The sequence below is a fragment of the Pelagihabitans pacificus genome (assembly GCF_009371985.2).
Taxonomy (GTDB): domain Bacteria; phylum Bacteroidota; class Bacteroidia; order Flavobacteriales; family Flavobacteriaceae; genus Pelagihabitans; species Pelagihabitans pacificus.
This window is the reverse complement of the sequence record NZ_VIKU02000002.1, coordinates 681,300-699,594: the sequence shown is the minus strand read 5'-3', so window position 1 is coordinate 699,594 and position 18,295 is coordinate 681,300. Positions and strand designations below refer to the sequence as shown.

Annotated in this window: 12 protein-coding genes; 3 read left to right on the top strand and 9 right to left on the bottom strand. The window is 44.8% G+C overall.

Annotation, left to right across the window (positions count from 1 at the left end; translation table 11 throughout):
• Positions 1-19: 19 nt before the first annotated feature.
• The 5 genes from FK220_RS10500 to thrA form a co-directional block, all read right to left on the bottom strand.
• Entirely contained in the window at positions 20-853 is an 834-nt protein-coding gene (locus FK220_RS10500; RefSeq protein ID WP_394352424.1) for a sugar nucleotide-binding protein, read from the bottom strand.
• Between the two features lie 19 nt (positions 854-872).
• A complete protein-coding gene (gene gcvT / locus FK220_RS10495) occupies positions 873-1,958 on the bottom strand; it encodes a glycine cleavage system aminomethyltransferase GcvT (protein ID WP_152574257.1) in 1,086 nt (361 codons plus the stop codon).
• Between the two features lie 106 nt (positions 1,959-2,064).
• The gene (gene thrC, locus FK220_RS10490) at positions 2,065-3,360 is read right to left on the bottom strand and encodes a threonine synthase (RefSeq protein WP_152574256.1); all 1,296 of its coding nucleotides are present in this window, start codon (positions 3,358-3,360) and stop codon (positions 2,065-2,067) included.
• A gap of 131 nt (positions 3,361-3,491) precedes the next feature.
• The gene (locus FK220_RS10485; RefSeq protein WP_152574255.1) at positions 3,492-4,424 is read right to left on the bottom strand and encodes a homoserine kinase; all 933 of its coding nucleotides are present in this window, start codon (positions 4,422-4,424) and stop codon (positions 3,492-3,494) included.
• A gap of 48 nt (positions 4,425-4,472) precedes the next feature.
• Positions 4,473-6,917 carry a bifunctional aspartate kinase/homoserine dehydrogenase I gene (gene thrA, locus FK220_RS10480; RefSeq protein WP_152574254.1) on the bottom strand — a complete coding sequence of 815 codons (2,445 nt, stop codon included), beginning with the start codon at positions 6,915-6,917 and terminating at the stop codon, positions 4,473-4,475.
• 361 nt (positions 6,918-7,278) lie between these two features.
• Here thrA and FK220_RS10475 point away from each other — a divergent pair, with 361 nt between their 5' ends.
• Positions 7,279-8,832, top strand: a complete 1,554-nt coding sequence (locus FK220_RS10475) for an NAD(P)H-hydrate dehydratase (protein WP_152574253.1) — start codon at positions 7,279-7,281, stop codon at positions 8,830-8,832.
• 109 nt (positions 8,833-8,941) lie between these two features.
• Here the strand turns inward: FK220_RS10475 and FK220_RS10470 are convergent, their stop codons facing one another.
• A complete protein-coding gene (locus FK220_RS10470; protein ID WP_152574252.1) occupies positions 8,942-9,343 on the bottom strand; it encodes an STAS/SEC14 domain-containing protein in 402 nt (133 codons plus the stop codon).
• A 199-nt stretch (positions 9,344-9,542) separates the two neighbouring features.
• Positions 9,543-12,092 carry an ATP-dependent Clp protease ATP-binding subunit gene (locus FK220_RS10465; RefSeq protein WP_152574251.1) on the bottom strand — a complete coding sequence of 850 codons (2,550 nt, stop codon included), beginning with the start codon at positions 12,090-12,092 and terminating at the stop codon, positions 9,543-9,545.
• A 259-nt stretch (positions 12,093-12,351) separates the two neighbouring features.
• On the opposite strand from FK220_RS10465, the gene gyrA reads away from it, so the two are divergent.
• Both gyrA and FK220_RS10455 read left to right on the top strand, forming a co-directional pair.
• Positions 12,352-14,886, top strand: coding sequence for a DNA gyrase subunit A (gyrA, locus tag FK220_RS10460; RefSeq protein ID WP_152574250.1), 2,535 nt, complete (start codon positions 12,352-12,354; stop codon positions 14,884-14,886).
• Positions 14,887-14,918: 32 nt separating this feature from the next.
• Positions 14,919-16,181: a tetratricopeptide repeat protein gene (locus FK220_RS10455; RefSeq protein WP_152574249.1), complete on the top strand. Its 1,263-nt coding sequence runs from the start codon at positions 14,919-14,921 to the stop codon at positions 16,179-16,181.
• Between the two features lie 56 nt (positions 16,182-16,237).
• Here FK220_RS10455 and FK220_RS10450 read toward each other — a convergent pair whose 3' ends face one another.
• Positions 16,238-16,987, bottom strand: a complete 750-nt coding sequence (locus tag FK220_RS10450) for a C40 family peptidase (protein WP_152574248.1) — start codon at positions 16,985-16,987, stop codon at positions 16,238-16,240.
• Between the two features lie 22 nt (positions 16,988-17,009).
• On the bottom strand, positions 17,010-18,185 hold the full coding sequence (locus FK220_RS10445; protein ID WP_152574247.1) for an acetyl-CoA C-acyltransferase: 1,176 nt from the start codon (positions 18,183-18,185) through the stop codon (positions 17,010-17,012).
• Positions 18,186-18,295 lie beyond the last annotated feature (110 nt).

Here is an 18,295-nt window from a genome sequence, read left to right as displayed (position 1 = left end):
AAAATAGAAGGGTAGCACATCATTGAAGGATATGATGTTCGATGATTTCTTGATAGCTGACCTGCAGATTTTTGGGAAGTTTATTTTCTTTGGGCAATACTGCTAAATAACGTTCTTCATTGGTGGTGTATACCCTCTTATAGATAGGATTGAAATTCCCGATGCGATCCATTACTTCTTTGATAAAATCGTCATGATGTACTAGGTCATAGCTTCCCAAATGGTAAATGCCACTTTTATTACGATTGATGAGGTAATGTATCTGTTGGGTGAGCTTGTCATCATTGGTTACGTTCATTACCAGGTTGGGAAAGACCTCGATCGGTTGATTGTTCAACACGTTGGTCTTTATTTCCTTTATCCGTGGGGAGTGGTTCCCGAATACCATAGGTATCCGAAGGATGCCCATCTTCTTCTTGGGCAGGCGCAACAACATGTTCTCGATTTTTATCTTGAGTCTCCCATAAATACTTTCCGAAAGGGTCTTGTCGTACTCATAGGAAGGATATTTGCTGTAGGCGTCGAACACATTGGCCGAGGATAGGAAATAGATTCGGCAATCGCGATGGGATACGTATTCCGCCAAATGTTGGTGGGCTTGAACCTGTCCGGCGAAATTCCCGCGAAGAGCCGAAATGATGATTTGTGGGCGCACTTTTTCAAGCACATCGAAGACATCGTCTTCCTGTAGGTCGTACCGAAAAAATTGTTGATTACTCTCGAACGATTTACGAGCGGTAAAGTAGGTACCGTAGGTATCGAAATAGGACCGGAGCTCTTTGTATATGGCATTTCCCAAAAAGCCACTTCCACCTAGAATCAATATTTTTTTTCCGCCCGCTTCCACCTTCACACTTCGTCTTTGCTATTCTTTACCCTTTGTAAAATGGTAATTTCACCACAGTAGCGGGGATGGCCTTTTTTCGTATTTGGATATGTATTTTACTCCCAATCCCCGAGAGTACCGTAGGTACGTAGCCCAGGCCGATTCCCTTGCCCAAGGAGGGTGACATCGTACCGGAGGTGACCGTTCCGATTTTCTTTCCGTTCGTATCTACGATATCGTAGTCATGGCGCGGAATACCGCGCTCATCCAGTTCAAAGGCGATCAACTTGCGTTCGGGGCCGTGTGCTTTTTCCTTGGCAAGGGCTTCACTATTGACAAAATCCTTGGTGAACTTGGTAATCCAGCCCAATCCTGCCTCAAGGGGAGAGGTTTCGTCGGAGATGTCATTGCCATATAGACAATAGCCCATCTCCAGGCGTAAGGTGTCCCTTGCTGCCAGTCCGACCGGTTTGATACCAAATTCGGCTCCAGCTTCCAACACCTTGTCCCAAACCTGTAGCACCTCTTCATTCTTACAATAAATTTCAAAACCACCAGATCCCGTATAGCCGGTGGCAGAAATGATTACATGCTCAATGCCTGCAAAATCGGCCACTTCAAAGTGGTAAAATTTAATAGCGGACAAATCGATGGAAGTCAAGCTTTGCATGGCCTCCACTGCCTTGGGCCCTTGAATGGCCAAAAGCGAGTAATTATCGGAAATATTACGCATCTCCGCCTTGAACTCCCCGTTGTATTTTGAAATATGGTTCCAGTCTTTGTCGATATTCGATGCGTTGACTACCAACAAATATTGATCTTCCTTGATGCGATACACGATCAGGTCGTCGACGATGCCTCCGGTTTCATTTGGCAAACAGCTATACTGCGCCCTTCCTATAGTAAGCTTTGAAGCGTCGTTTGAAGTGACTTTTTGAATAAGCCCCAAAGCGGTAGGTCCGGATATTAGAAACTCTCCCATATGGGAAACATCAAAAACACCCACCCGGTTCCGAACGGTCTCATGTTCGATATTGACGCCCTCATAGGAAACGGGCATACTATACCCTGCAAAAGGCACCATTTTAGCTCCAAGGGCCTCATGGGTTTGGGTCAAGGCAGTCTGTTTCATCTCAATTCGAATTAGTGGCGCAAATTTATCGAATAAATTATGAATAGCGTTAAGCCACCCAAGTAGTTTTACAATAAACGCTTTAGAGGGAGTAATAGGTAGAATACTATTTTTTTAATAAAAATCTTTTAAGGTCTTGATAAGTCCTTATCGGAAGGTATTTTTTCTCCTTATCCATTAGTCTGCCTATTTGTGTGGGTAATTCCTGTTTCTCTCCGATGGTTTCTTCCACCACATCCAAAAACTTGACGGGATGTGCGGTTTCCAAAAAGATGCCATAGGTGTTCGGATGGCTGTCCTGATACTTTTTCAACCCCAAGTAGCCCACCGCGCCATGGGGATCAGCGACGTAACCCGATTTTTGATAAATTTCACGTAGGGTTCTTCTGGTATCCTCGTCATTAAATGAGAATGAAGTAAGATGTTTCCTAAGAACCTCTATATCGTCTTGATAGAGATGCCTAATACGTATAAAGTTACTTGGGTCTCCCACGTCCATGGCATTGCTGATCGTAGCCTTGGAGGGTTTTGGGGAATACACTGCCGTTCTCATGAACTCAGGAACCGTGTCGTTTATATTGGTAGTAGCGACGAAGTGCTTTACCGGCATTCCTAAACGCTGCGCAACCATGCCTGCACAGATATTTCCAAAGTTACCGCTGGGCACGGAGAACACGATTTCTTTTCCTTTCGATTTCGCCTGTTGGTATGCGAACAGAAAATAGAAGAGTTGTGGTAACCACCTTGCAACATTGATAGAATTCGCCGAGGTCAGTTGCATATGTCCTAAGAGTTCCTCATCCAAAAAGGCGGTCTTTACCATTTTTTGACAATCGTCAAAAGTGCCATCCACTCGTAGAGCGGTGATGTTTTGCCCCAAAGTGGTAAGTTGTCGTTCCTGGATGTCGCTTACTTTTCCACCGGGGTACAAAATAACTACCTGAACACCCTCGACCCCTAAAAAGCCATTGGCAACCGCCCCTCCGGTATCACCGGAGGTAGCGACCAATACGGTCACTTCGGTCTCCTTGTCTTTTGAAAAATACCCTAGGCATTGAGCCATAAATCGGGCACCTACATCCTTAAAGGCCATGGTGGGCCCGTGAAAAAGCTCCAAACTGGCTACGTTTTCCTCGATTTCAATTAAGGGAAAATCAAAATCCAATACCTCCTGTAAAATTCGTTTCAAAACGGCATCCGGGATGTCGGAAGTTACAAATTGATGAATGGCCTTAAAGGCGATTTCCTCGTTCGACAGGATTTCAATTTCTTCGAAAAAGCTAGTCGGCAGGGACGAAATCGACTCTGGGAAATACAATCCCCTGTCGGGCGCAATACCCCTGATGACCGCCTCTTTGAAAGATACGTTGGGTGCTTGTCCGTTTAGGCTATAAAAGTTCAATTTGAAAATTGATTAATGTGTTCATTTAAAAACAAAGCAAGTAGCTTTTATCTTTTTTGATTTTGTTCTTCGGTCAACTTTTTATTACGACTTGTTGCAAGCTGAAATAATCAGATTCGTATTTTGTACTGCTACGTTCGCATTTCCCTAACTCCTTGAGAATTTATTTTTGAGACGTGTACATCATACTCAATTCCAATGTTCCGGTACACTTTCTTCATTGATGCAGCTACTTTGTTTGCGGTATCTTGTCCCTTGCTAAAGGCAAAAATGGAAGGTCCTGATCCCGAAATCCCACATCCCAAGGCACCGGCATGCATCGCCCCCGACTTTACCTGGTCGAAGCCTGGAATCAATATCGATCGGATAGGTTCGACGATGTGGTCTTCCAACGACCGACCGATAAGGGCATAGTCCTGGGTAAAAAGACCTGCGACCAATCCGCCGAGATTCCCCCATTGTTTGATGCCTTCCTTTAGGGTAATATTTGTTTTTAGTATTTTTCTGGAATCGGAGGTCTTCACTTCAATTTGCGGATGAATTACGGTGGCGTACAATTCGGATGGACTCGGTATAGGGACTATGTCTAAGGGTGCATAACTTCGAACCAAGGTAAAGCTTCCAAAAATGGCTGGAGCTACATTGTCGGCATGCGCCACACCACTGGCCAGTCGTTCCCCTTCCATGGCGAATTCGACCAATTCTAGTTTTGTAAAGGGTCTTTCCAGTAATTCGTTCATGGCCCATACGGCTCCCGAGGCACTTGCGGCACTGCTGCCGATACCACTACCCGCTTTGATTTTTTTATTGATTTCAATATCGAATCCGCCTTCGTAATCGCTTTTTTCAAGTAGGGCCAATCCGGCCACACCAGCCACATTAAGGGCGGTTTCCATGGGTAGTTTCTGACCTTCCAACTTAACGATCGTGATTCCTTTTTCCGCCCTTTTTCGAACCACCATGCCATCGCCCACCGAATCCAAGGCGACACCGAGCACATCGAAGCCACAGGAGATATTGGCGATGGTCGCCGGGCAAAAAACGTTGATTTCGCTTCTATTCATTGATTTCCTTCAATTTTCCCTTTCTATGATAGCGCCGAGGGAGGAGGCCTAAAAATTACCAATACGGATGATATCGGCAAAAATCCCCGAAGCGGTGACATCCGCACCCGCTCCGGCTCCTTTGATAATCATGGGTTGGTTCGGGTATCGCTCGGTATAGAAAAGCACAATGTTATCACTTCCTTCCAGATTATAAAAATCATGCCCCTTGGGTATTTGTTGTAATCCTACACTGGCCTTGCCATTTTCATATTGGGCCACATATTTCAATTTACTATCCGCCGCTACGGCATCATTGTACAATTTTTGAAAATCGTCTTCATACTTTTCCAAAGCCTGGAAGAAATCTTCATTATTCGTGGTGTTCAGACTTTCTTCGGGCAAGAACGATTGGTTCTCTATGTCCGCTAGCTCCAAAACATTGCCACTTTCCCTGGCCAAGATGAGTATTTTTCTCATGACATCGATACCGCTCAGGTCTATTTTTGGATCGGGCTCGGTATAACCTTCTGCCATTGCCTGTTCTACGATATCGCTAAATGTATTCGTTTTGTTGAAATTATTGAATATGAAATTAAGACTTCCGGAGAGTACAGCCTGTATTTTCAGAACCTTATCGCCCGAAGCGATTAGATTTTTCAACGTATCGATGATGGGAAGTCCGGCCCCTACATTGGTTTCGAAAAGAAATGGGGATCCATACTCCCGGGCTAGATGTTTTAGTTCACGATACGTATCATAGGCCGAAGAACAGGCAATTTTGTTGCAAGTAACTACCGAAATACTGTTCTTCAGGTAGTTGGTGTACGTATCGGATACTTCGGAGCTTGCTGTGTTGTCTACAAAAATACTGTTGCGATAATTAAGCTGTTTCACGCGTGCCATGAATTCTTCCTGATTGGCTTTTTCACCATTTGCCAGCCGTTCCTCCCAGTTTTTTAGTGTGATACCAGTTTCATCGAACAACATCGTGCGTGAATTTGAAATTCCTATTACCCGAATGTTGAGTTTCAAGTTGTCTTTCAGGTATTTTTTCTGTTGCTGTATTTGTCTTAAAAATTTGGAACCCACATTGCCCACGCCCATCACAAAAAGATTCAGTTGTTTAATGTTCTCCTCGAAGAATTCTTCATGAAGGGAATTCAAGGCTTTCTTTACATCCCCCTCGGAGATTACCGCAGAGATGTTACGTTCGGATGCCCCTTGGGCAATGGCGCGAATATTTACATTGTTGCGGCCCAGTGTGCTGAACATTTTACCGCTTAATCCTTGATGACTTTTCATATTGTCGCCCACAAGCGCTATAATGGCCATGTCTTTTTCAGCAATGACCGGTTTGATTTTATTTCTTTCGATTTCATACTCGAAAGCCGAATTCACCAGGGCCACTGCCTTATCGATATCCAAGGCTGAAATACCAACGCATATCGAATGTTCCGAAGATGCCTGGGTAATGAGCACTACACTAATTTCCGCAAGGGAGAGTACTTCAAAAAAACGTTTTGAGATACCCGGTATGCCTACCATCCCGGGACCTTCCAATGAAAGAAGTGCAATATTGCCAACATGGCTGATGCCCCTTACCGTTTTCCCTTGTTCGTTTTTGCTTTGGGTGATAAGGGTACCGGATGCCTCTGGTTCAAAGGTATTTTTGATGACGATGGAAATACCTTTTGTCAATACCGGTTGTATAGTCGGCGCGTACAAAACCTTTGCTCCAAAATGGGAAAGTTCCATGGCTTCCTCATAGGATATATGTGGAATAGCTTTTGCTTGCTTAACAATTTTTGGATTGGCGGTGTACATTCCGCTTACATCCGTCCATATTTGAAGTATTTCGGCGTTGACGGCTGCGGCAATAATGGCAGCGGAGAAATCCGAACCTCCCCGGCCCAAGGTGGTCGAGTCGCCTTGCTTGGAGGAGGCGATAAACCCTGCCATGACGGTAACATTAGCTGTATGGTCATTAAAGAAATCATTGCAAAGTCGGTTCGTCAACTCAAAATCGACCAAGGCCTTTCCGTATGCCGTATCGGTTTTTATTAATTCCCTGCTGTCTTTGTAAGTAGCATTCAATCCTTTGGAAATAAAAAACTCACTGATGATATAGGAAGACAAAAGCTCTCCATAGCTTACGATTTTATCGGAAAGTTTGGGAGTGATTTCACCTATAAGGAAGGCACCTTCCAACAGGGTCTCCAAAATGTTGAGTTCACTCTTGACCCTGCTGAGCACTTTGCTTTGGGAGTGAATAGGTAACAATTCCTTGATGGTCTGCAGATGTCGATCTTCGATTTCTTTCAGTATTTCCTTGTAGGCTGTATGCTGGTCGGAGGCCAAAGCGGCGGTTTGTAACAACAAGTCGGTGATACCTCCCAAGGCAGAGACCACTACTATGGCCTGTTGATCAGCGTTAGTGGCCACTATATCTTTTACGAGCGATATGTTTTTTGAGTTGGCTACCGAGGTACCACCGAATTTTAGAACTTGCATGATATTAATTAATTAGAATGCGCTTTTAGGTGAGAGGCGATGAATCGCAAAATGGAAGGAAATATATATGCTTACCCCCAGGGGGTGGTAGTAGCCACGAAAGAACGACCATCGCACGAAGACGGAAAACTATCGTGGTTATTTAAAAACGTTAAGGTCATTGATTCACTTCTAAATCCCAAAAGTAGTATTTTTAGAGGGGTATGCAAACGTTTGTAATTTTTTTTATACAATCGGTAGGTATCTTTAAGTTATTTTGCGAAAACTAAAAAATATAGGACCTTTTCAAAGGTGAATGGCAGCTTGGCGATACTATTTGCCTCCCAGCATTTCCGATATCATTTTAAATAAGACTTAGCGAATGAAAATTTTTTCAGGAGAACAGATTTACGAGGCGGATCGATTTACCATCGAGAAACAAGGAATTACCAGCGATGCCCTTATGGAACGGGCGGCTATGCAAATTTTCAATTGGCTTCATCTACGAATGCAGGGTGCACCCGTAAAGATTCATCTTTTCTGTGGTATCGGAAATAATGGTGGAGATGGCATCGCCTTGGCCAGGCATCTGCAAGAACACGGTTATCATATCGCTGTCTACGTTGTGAACTATAGTCAGGCCCGTTCAAAGGATTTTTTGATCAATTTAGAACGTTTGAAAGATCGCAAGATATGGCCCGAGTTTTTGGATTCGGACAAGCATTTTCCTGAAATTGGGAGGGAGGATATTGTGGTGGATGCCATATTCGGTATAGGTCTAAATAGGCCTCCCGCTCCTTGGGTGGTGAACTTGATGCAGCACCTTCATCGGTCGGAAGCGTTCATACTTTCTGTGGATGTACCCTCGGGACTGTATACCAATAAGGGAATTGAAAATCCGGATGCGGTGGTCAAGGCTAATTTTGTACTGAGTTTTCAAGCCCCTAAGTTGGTTTTCTTCTTGCCGGAAACGGGTGTTTACAGCAACCAATGGGAAATACTGGATATTGGTTTAGATCAGGAATATCTAATGCAAACGGAAAACGAGTACGATTTGATCGGTAAGAACGAAGTGCTGCCACTTTACAAACCCAGGGAAAAATTCGCGCACAAGGGCAGTTACGGACATTCGTTGATCATAGGGGGAAGCCGTGGCAAAATCGGCGCAGTCCATTTAGCGGCAAGGGGTTGTCTGCGGGTCGGTAGCGGGCTGGTAACGACTTATGTGCCCAAATGCGGTCTCACTCCCTTACAGAGCAATCTGCCGGAGGCAATGGTCATCAACGATAGCGATGAATATTATATTTCAAAGATTGAATTTGATATTACTCCAAAGGCCATTGCGATAGGAGTGGGATTGGGAAAAGAAAAAACGACTATCCGCGCCTTTACCAACTTTTTGAAAGCCAACGATTTACCTTTAGTAGTGGATGCCGACGCCTTGAACATCCTATCGGAAAATAAGACACTGCTGAAACTATTGCCCAAGGAATCGGTGTTGACCCCCCATCCAAAAGAACTGGAAAGATTGATAGGCACATGGAAGGATGATTTCGAAAAACTAAAAAAAGCAAAAGCCTTTTCCAAAAAGTATGACTGTGTACTGGTTATTAAAGGAGCGCATACGATTACCATCTACGAAGGAAGAGGGTATATTAATTCTACCGGTAATCCTGGAATGGCGACTGCCGGAAGCGGGGACGTCCTGACCGGGATTATTACAGGATTGATAGCGCAGGGTTATCCTTCCTTGAACGCTGCCGTTTTTGGAGTTTATCTTCATGGTAGGGCTGGGGATATCGCTATCGAGGAAACCGGTTATCAGGCGTTGATTGCTTCCGCGATTGCTGATACCGTTGGTAAAGCCTATATCGACTTGTTTAAAATGCCAGAGGTTACGCAACAGGAGGAACCGCAGGATGAAACCGCTAAATAGCGGTAAGGGGCAGTTAAACGATGGTATGAGTCCATCAGAAATCCCTCGATGGGGTATCAAGAAATCACTGGCCGGGAAGAGGAGCATTTAATTACACTAAATACCGGAGCTATTTTCCCCTCACCCTTCTTTTTACCCATGCCAAAGCATTGTTGTACTCGATAAAGAATTTCATGGGTTTTTTATAGAAAAGTTTTTCGATTTTGAAGTTATGCATGTCCATCTCCTTGATCGATACGATTGCAAAAGCCTTCAAATTCTCCAGTTCCCTTAAATAACTATAGATTGTGGGGTCTATTGCATAGGAGTGTTTGCGCAAGCTAATAAATCCAAAATCCCTATTCCTGAAATGTATTTCCGAGATACCGATTATCTGGTATACCCGCTCCAAGGTAAGTGTAACGCCCTCGTCAAAGATAGATACCATATGATTGTCGTACACCTGTACCTTTCCAATCTCTAACTGATATTCCCTAACGATAATCTTTTTCTTAGATTTTCCCACTTTCATTCTGTGTATATTATAGTGTCTCGAACGAAAGTACCCGTATGCCCACAACTTTAACAAAAAAATAGATTAAAGGCTTAAATATCGTTTATACTGCTATCTGTTAGGTGGGGTTGTCTTTTTATTCCTACCTGCCAAAAGTCCCCAATAAAAAAAGGGGCCGAATCGTGAGGCCCCTTTGGTGTGTTTTTCTTACTAAATATCAGGCTTTTGGAGACTTGGCCGCTTTCTTTATCTTGATTGTCAGCTCATCTTTCTTTTCGTCCAAATCCATAAAAATACTATCGCCTTCCTCCAGTTTGCTGTTCACGATTTCCTCGGCAAGTGCATCTTCTATATATTTCTGGATGGCCCTTTTCAAGGGTCTTGCCCCATACTGTTTGTCAAAGCCTTTTTCTGCAATGTAGTCCTTGGCTTTTTCGGTCAGATTAAGGTGATAGCCAATATCCTTGATTCGGTCAAATAATTTGGCCAATTCTATATCGATAATCTTGTGTATATCTTCCCTTTCCAGAGAGTTGAACACGACCACATCGTCGATGCGATTCAAAAATTCCGGTGCAAACGCTTTTTTAAGCGCATTTTCAATGACACTTTTCTGGTTGGCATCTGCCTGCGAAAGTTTTGCTGCGGTACCAAAACCGACCCCTTGTCCGAAATCCTTTATCTGACGGGCGCCTATGTTCGAGGTCATAATGATAATCGTATTCCTGAAATCGATTTTACGACCCAAGCTATCGGTCAGATAACCGTCATCCAATACCTGTAAGAGCATATTAAAGACATCGGGATGCGCTTTCTCAACTTCGTCCAACAAAATGACGGAATAAGGCTTACGACGCACCTTTTCGGTTAGTTGTCCGCCTTCTTCGTAACCCACGTACCCCGGAGGTGCCCCGACGAGTCTTGAAATAGCGAATTTTTCCATGTATTCGCTCATATCGATTCGAATCAATGCATCTTCGGAATCGAACAATTCTTTGGCCAGTACTTTGGCCAGCTGTGTTTTTCCCACCCCTGTCTGCCCTAAAAAGATGAACGACCCAATAGGCTTATTGGGATCTTTGAGTCCGGCCCGGTTTCGTTGTATAGCTTTCGCCACTTTCGCCACGGCCTCGTCTTGACCGATGACATTTCCTTTAATCAACTCGGGCAGTTCAGCTAACTTGTTGCTTTCGGTTTGCGCAATCCTATTTACGGGAATACCGCTCATCATCGAGACCACGTCGGCCACGTTGTCTTCGGTCACGATTTCTTTATGCAGTTTGCTATCCTCTTCCCATTTTTCCTGGGCAACGGCCAACTCCTTTTCCAACCTTTTTTCATCATCTCTCAGCTTGGCAGCCTCTTCATATTTTTGTTTTTTGACCACGCTGTTTTTTAGTTCGCGCACATCCTCCAGCTGCTTTTCGAGCTCTAAAATCTGTTTTGGCACATCCATATTTACGATATGCACCCTGGAACCTGCTTCGTCCAGGGCATCTATGGCCTTGTCCGGAAGGAATCGATCGGTCATGTATCTATTGGTCAACTTAACACAGGCGATGATTGCCTCATCGGTGTAGCTTACGTTGTGGTGATCTTCATATTTTCCCTTGATATTTTCCAGTATCTCTATCGTCTCCTTGACAGTGGTAGGTTCTACGATTACCTTTTGAAAGCGTCGTTCCAGCGCACCATCTTTTTCTATGTACTGCCGATATTCGTCCAAGGTGGTTGCCCCGATACACTGTATCTCGCCTCGTGCCAGGGCCGGCTTGAACATATTGGAGGCGTCCAAGCTACCCGTTGCGCCACCCGCGCCTACGATCGTATGGATCTCATCGATGAACAGGATAACATCGTCATTCTTTTCCAATTCGTTCATGACCGCTTTCATGCGCTCCTCAAATTGGCCACGATATTTGGTGCCGGCGACCAAAGATGCCAAGTCCAAGGTGACGACCCTTTTGTTGTAAAGGATTCTCGACACTTTTTTATTGATTATCCTCAGGGCAAGTCCTTCGGCAATCGCACTTTTACCCACTCCGGGCTCCCCTATCAATAGAGGATTATTCTTTTTTCTACGACTTAAGATTTGAGAAACCCGCTCAATTTCCTTTTCCCTACCTACAACAGGGTCCAATCTATTTTCCTCGGCCAATCGGGTGAGGTCCCGTCCAAAATTGTCAAGCACGGGGGTCTTTGATTTTTTGCTTCCTTTTTGGGTACTGGAAGAACCGAATCCTCCTTCCTTACCATCGCCACTATCCTCAGGCTCGTTCGGGAAGGATTCCGAGGTGGGCGCATCGACGATTTCGTCATCACTGGTAATCATAAATTTAAACTGTTCCTTTACCCCATCATAGTCCACTTTTAGTTTGTGGAGCAGTTTGGTGGTTGGATCATTTTCGTTGCGTAGGATGCACAATAACAGATGTGCCGTGTTGATCGAAGAACTCTGAAAAAGTTTGGCCTCTAAAAAAGTAGTTTTTAAAGCGCGTTCCGCTTGGCGGGTCAAATGCAGATTTTTTTTATCCTTTTGCACATTGCTGGGGCTTGGATTCGAGGGACTCAAGATCTCCACCTTTCTTCTCAGGTGGTCCAAGTCTACATCCATGGCATCCAAGATGCTGATTGCCTTACCGTTTCCATCGCGTAAAAGACCTAACATCAAGTGCTCGGTCCCGATGAAGTCGTGGCCCAATCGAAGGGCCTCTTCCTTACTGTAAGCAATTACGTCTTTTACCCTTGGTGAAAAATTATCGTCCATAAACTATCCTTAACATGTATAAAATTAGTAAAACTACTTCAATCTAGGGCAAATACTATACCTATAATCGACAAACTAGTACGAAATCACGAAAAAAGCACCTGTTTGTAAAATATTTAACATTCAGAGTATCAACGAAAAGGGTGTTGAAATGTGTTGATAAATTATTGAATAAAACCATGGAGAATTGCATGGAAAGGCATGATTTTGCTTATATTGGCATGCTTTTTTAACGATAATAAATACATAAGATTTTCAAATGGCTGAAGGAGAAAAACTGATTCCTATAAATATTGAAGATGAAATGAAATCTGCCTACATTGATTATTCAATGTCGGTCATTGTGTCACGTGCCCTTCCCGATGTCAGGGATGGTTTGAAGCCGGTACACAGGAGGGTATTATATGGTATGCACGAGCTTGGGGTTCGATCCAACAGCGCGCACAAGAAATCAGCACGTATCGTCGGGGAAGTATTGGGTAAATATCATCCACACGGAGACACTTCCGTTTATGATACGATGGTACGGATGGCCCAGGAATGGAGTCTTCGCTACATGCTCATCGATGGTCAGGGAAACTTTGGTTCGATTGATGGCGATAGTCCGGCCGCCATGCGTTATACCGAGGCACGAATGCGCAAGATAGCGGATGACATGTTGGCCGATATCGATAAGGATACGGTGGACCATCAGTTGAATTTCGACGATTCGCTTGAAGAACCTACCGTATTGCCGACACGAGTACCTAACCTCTTGGTGAACGGTGCTTCCGGTATCGCGGTAGGGATGGCTACCAACATGCCACCCCATAATCTTTCAGAAGTGGTTGATGGTGTAGTAGCGTATATCGATAATAATGACATTGAGATCGATGAGATCATTACACACATAAAGGCACCCGATTTCCCCACGGGAGGTATCATTTACGGATATGACGGGGTAAGGGAAGCTTTTCATACAGGTCGAGGCCGTGTGGTAATGCGTGCAAAGGCCTCCTTTGAAGAAGTCCAGGGCCGGGAGTGTATCATAGTCACCGAAATTCCTTTTCAGGTAAACAAGGCGGATATGATCAAAAAAACGGCCGACCTGATCAATGATAAAAAAATAGACGGTATTTCCAGTATCCGGGACGAGTCGGACAGAAAGGGGATGCGTATCGTTTACATCTTAAAGCGTGACGCCATTCCGAACATCGTGCTGAATACCCTCTACAAGTATACCGCACTTCAGTCCTCGTTCAGTGTCAACAATATCGCCTTGGTCAACGGTAGACCACGATTGCTCAACGTCAAGGAGATGATCCATTATTTTGTGGAGCATCGTCACGAGGTAGTGGTGCGCCGTACCAAATTCGAATTGAAAAAGGCCGAAGACCGTGCCCATATTTTGGAGGGCCTCATTATAGCCTCTGATAATATCGACGAGGTGATTGCGATCATTCGGGCTTCCTCCAATGCCGACGAGGCTAGGGAGAATCTTATAGAACGTTTTAAGCTTTCCGAGATACAGGCAAAGGCCATCGTAGAAATGCGCTTGCGGCAGTTGACCGGTCTTGAACAGGACAAACTCCGTTCCGAATACGAGGAAATTATAAAGACCATTGCCGACTTGAAAGATATCTTGGCCAAGAAAGAGCGAAGAATGGAAATCATCAAGGACGAGTTGCTCGAGGTGAAAGAGAAATATGGAGACGAACGACGATCCGAAATCAATTTTGCCGGTGGAGATCTTAGCATAGAGGATATGATTCCGGACGAGCAGGTGGTCATCACCATTTCACACGCAGGCTACATCAAACGAACCCCGCTTACCGAATATAAAACACAGCATCGGGGAGGGGTAGGACAGAAAGCCTCTTCAACCAGGAACGAAGATTTTCTGGAACACCTTTTTGTGGGAACCAACCACCAGTATATGTTGTTCTTTACCCAAAAAGGAAAATGTTTCTGGATGCGGGTCTATGAAATTCCGGAGGGAAGTAGAACCTCAAAAGGAAGGGCTATTCAAAACTTGATCAACATTGAACAAGATGATATGGTCAAGGCCTTTATCTGTACCCAGGATTTGAAAGATGAGGAATATGTGAATAGTCACTATGTGATCATGGCTACCAAAAAGGGTGTGGTTAAAAAGACGTCATTGGAGCAATATTCCCGACCCCGTCAGAACGGTATCAATGCAATCGGAATCCGTGAAGGGGATGAACTATTGGAAGCTAAGTTGACAACGGGTACCAGTCAGATATTCCTGGGATTGAAATCGGGAAAAGCCATCCGTTTTGAGGAGAGCAAGACACGCCCCATGGGACGAAATGCTTCAGGAGTTAGAGGAATTACCCTTGCCGATGACAACGATGAGGTGGTAGGCATGGTTTCGGTCCATAACTTCGAGGATGATATCCTGGTGGTTTCGGAAAATGGTTATGGCAAACGTTCCAGTATTGAAGATTATCGAATAACCAACAGGGGCGGAAAGGGTGTAAAAACTATTTCGGTCACCGATAAAACCGGGAAACTCGTAGCCATTAAAAACGTCTCTGACTCGGACGATCTGATGATTATCAACAAATCGGGAATCGCTATTCGAATGAGTGTCGAGGATTTGAGGGTGATGGGCCGCGCTACCCAGGGAGTGAAACTTATCAACATCAAAGGCGATGATAGTATTGCCGCCGTGGCCAAGGTTATGAAAGATGAAGATACATTGGAAGAGGTCGATATCAATGATATAGAGGTGAATACCGAAGATGGCACGGCTCTTGATAATGAGGGTACGGATGAAACAAAAAAATAATCTATTAACACTAATATTTAATTGACAGAGAAATGAAAACTAAGATTTTAATACTTGCGACCATGTGCTTCAGTATGGTCGCTCTTGCTCAAAAAAACGAGATAAAAGCAGCGGAAAAAGCATTAAAGGGCGGTGACGCAATGGCGGCCAAAACCGCTCTTGAAGGTGCGGCCGGTATGATTTCGGGCGCCGATGCAAAAGTACAGGCACAATATCATTATGTCAGGGGGCAGGTCTATGCCGATTTGGCAAAGAAAGGGGATGATACTGCTTTTGAGGAAGCCGCGTCCTCGTTTCAAAAGGTCTTGGATATCGAAGGTGAAAGTGGAAAGAAGAAGTATTCCGATGAAACTGCCCAAAGGATGCAGGCCATAACTGCCGATTTGGTCAACTCGGCGGTGGAGGACAATGCCAATAAGAAGTTCAAAGAGGCGGCCGATAAATTGTATATGAGCTACAAGTTAAGTCCTCAGGACACGTCTTACCTTTATTATGCAGCCAATAGTGCTGTTCAAGGAGGCGATTATGACCAGTCCTTGAAGTTTTACAATGAGTTATACGAAATAGGATACGACGGTAGTGGTGTCATGTACAAAGCTACCAATACAGCTACGGGGCAAGTTGAGGAAATGGACAAGCTCCAGAGAGATTTGATGGTGAAATCGGGCACCTATACAGATCCAATAGATGAAAAAGTACCTTCCAAGAAATCGGAGATCGTCAAGAACATTGCACTGATTTATACCCAAACGGGGGATAACGAAAAAGCAAAAGAGGCCTTTAAAAATGCACGGGCCAGCAATCCTGATGATGTAAACTTGGTGCTTAGCGAGGCCAATCTTTACTATACAATAGGCGATAAGGAAAAGTTTAAGGAATTGATGTCGGAGGCAGCTGCCATGGCTCCGGATAATGCGGATTTACATTACAATATTGGTGTGATTTCAATGGAACAGGGTAATTTGGAAGAGGCCAGGGCATCGTACCTAAAAGCGTTGGAAATCGACCCTGATTATACGAACGCCCAATTAAACCTCTCTACGACGTACGTAAACGAGGGCAATGGTTTGATCGACGAAATGAATTCGTTGGGGAACTCAAGAGCCGATATCGCTCGATATGATGAGCTTAAGCAACAGAAAGACGATCTTTTCAAAAAGGGAGCCGATGTACTGGAGGCAGCTTTGAAAGATAGTCCGGACAACAAAAGTATACTTACCCAATTGAAGAATATCTATGGGGCGATGGGTGACAACGAGAATTTTATGCGCCTTAAAAAGCTATTGGGGGAATAAGGTTTTTTTCTCCCTAACAAAAAGCCCCGCAGGCGGTTCCGCCTACGGGGCTTTTTCTATATTAGTTTTTTGATGACCCTCAGTTGGTGGGTATAGTTTCCCAACTCCCCATTGAAAATACCGGTATGATCTAGGCGATCAATGCGAACCTTGCCATGAACGTGTATGATGTGATTATCTTTCATTATAATCCCTACATGGTCGATTTCCCCGTCCCGATTGTCAAAAAAGGCCAAATCACCAGGTTCGCTCTCTTCGATAAAGCTCAGTGCATCCCCTTGGCCCGATTGCTGTTGCGCTGTACGCAACAATCGATGGCCATTTATTTTATAGACCATTTGCGTCAATCCCGCACTATCGATGCCAAAAGGTGATTTGCCGCCCCTAAGCTGGGGAGCACCCAAAAAGTAAAGAGATGTTTCGACAAGGTGGGCTTTGTCTTGGATGCCTTCGGTGACCTTACCATCAAAATGATGATGCCACAAGTCACGGGAGGCAACGGAGGACCCCAATAACACTGGGATGAGCCTTTTTTTATCGGTTTCAAGGTAGGAGACCAGGTCGGAAGCAAAGGCAGGCGTGGCAGTCTGCAACCGCTCAAATACCGCTTCCTCTATACGGATTATCTGGTTGTTGTTCACCCAGCCCTCACAACCGTCGTAGGCAACCCGAATTTTGCTGAAGTATTTCCGGCTTTCCAACACTTTGAAATGCTCCCCATATAACAGTTGGGTGACCATCTCGGATATTTCGTCGGCCGCCATACGAACCGGAACGAGACTCAGGGAACAAATGCCGTATTGCATAAAGTTGCTTTACAGGAAGAGGTTAATTTCGCTCCACAATTAATGCGGAAGCACCTCCACCACCATTGCAAATGGCGGCAGCGCCGATCTTCGCATCGTTTTGCTCCAATACATTGAGAAGGGTGACAAGGATTCGCGCTCCCGAACACCCTAAAGGATGTCCAAGGGAAACCGCCCCCCCGTTCACGTTTACCTTTTCATCGGTTAGCCCGAGTAATTTCATATTGGCAAGCCCCACCACCGCGAAAGCCTCGTTGAATTCAAAGTAATCCACCTGGTCGATGGAAATGCCTGCTTTATCCAATGCTTTTGGCAATGCCTTGGCAGGAGCCGTTGTAAACCATTTGGGTTCTTGGGCCGCATCCGCATAACTTCGAATAGTGGCCATTGGTGTCAGACTTAGTTCTTTCGCTTTTTCCGCACTCAATAAGACCAAGGCAGCTGCACCGTCATTGATGGTTGAGGCATTGGCCGCTGTTACGGTACCATCTTTGGAAAAGGCGGCCCTTAACTTCGGTATTTTTTCGAGTATTACATTTTTATATTCCTCGTCTTGGGAGACTATAATTGGTTCGCCCCGTCTCTGCGGTACCGAGACGGGTACCACTTCATCGGAAAACTTACCGTTATTCCAGGCATTGGCAGACCGCTGGTATGACTGTATGGCAAAAGCGTCCTGGTCTGTACGACTAAAGTTATGCTCCGTGGCACAGGCATCGGCACAGACTCCCATAGCCTGCTGGTCGTACACATCTACGAGCCCGTCTTTTTGCATTCCGTCGATCATCGAGGCCGGACCGAACTTTTGTCCGGTTCTCATTTGCACGTAATGCGGAATAAGGCTCATGTTTTCCATTCCTCCCGCGACCACGATATCGGCATCTCCCAGGGCAATTGTCTGGGCGGCCAGCATCACGGCTTTCATTCCCGAGGCACAAACCTTGTTAACAGTCGTACAGGGTACCGTATTGGGAATTCCGGCAAAAATAGCAGCTTGTCTGGCAGGTGCCTGGCCCGTACCCGCCTGTACGACATGGCCCATCAAGACTTCCTCTACCAAATTAGGATCCAGACTTATTTTCTCCAAGGCTCCCATTATTGCAGCAGCACCCAATTTCGGTGCGGCGACTGTTGAAAGCGCTCCCATAAAACTTCCTATGGGGGTTCTTGCTGCCGATACAATTACTACCTCTTTCATCTAAGAATGTTTTGATGTTGCGAAATTAATAAAATAAAGAACAATCGGTTCGGTAGCACTATCAATAAGAAGATATCCTATTATATTTTTCTATTTTTGGTATAGATAGT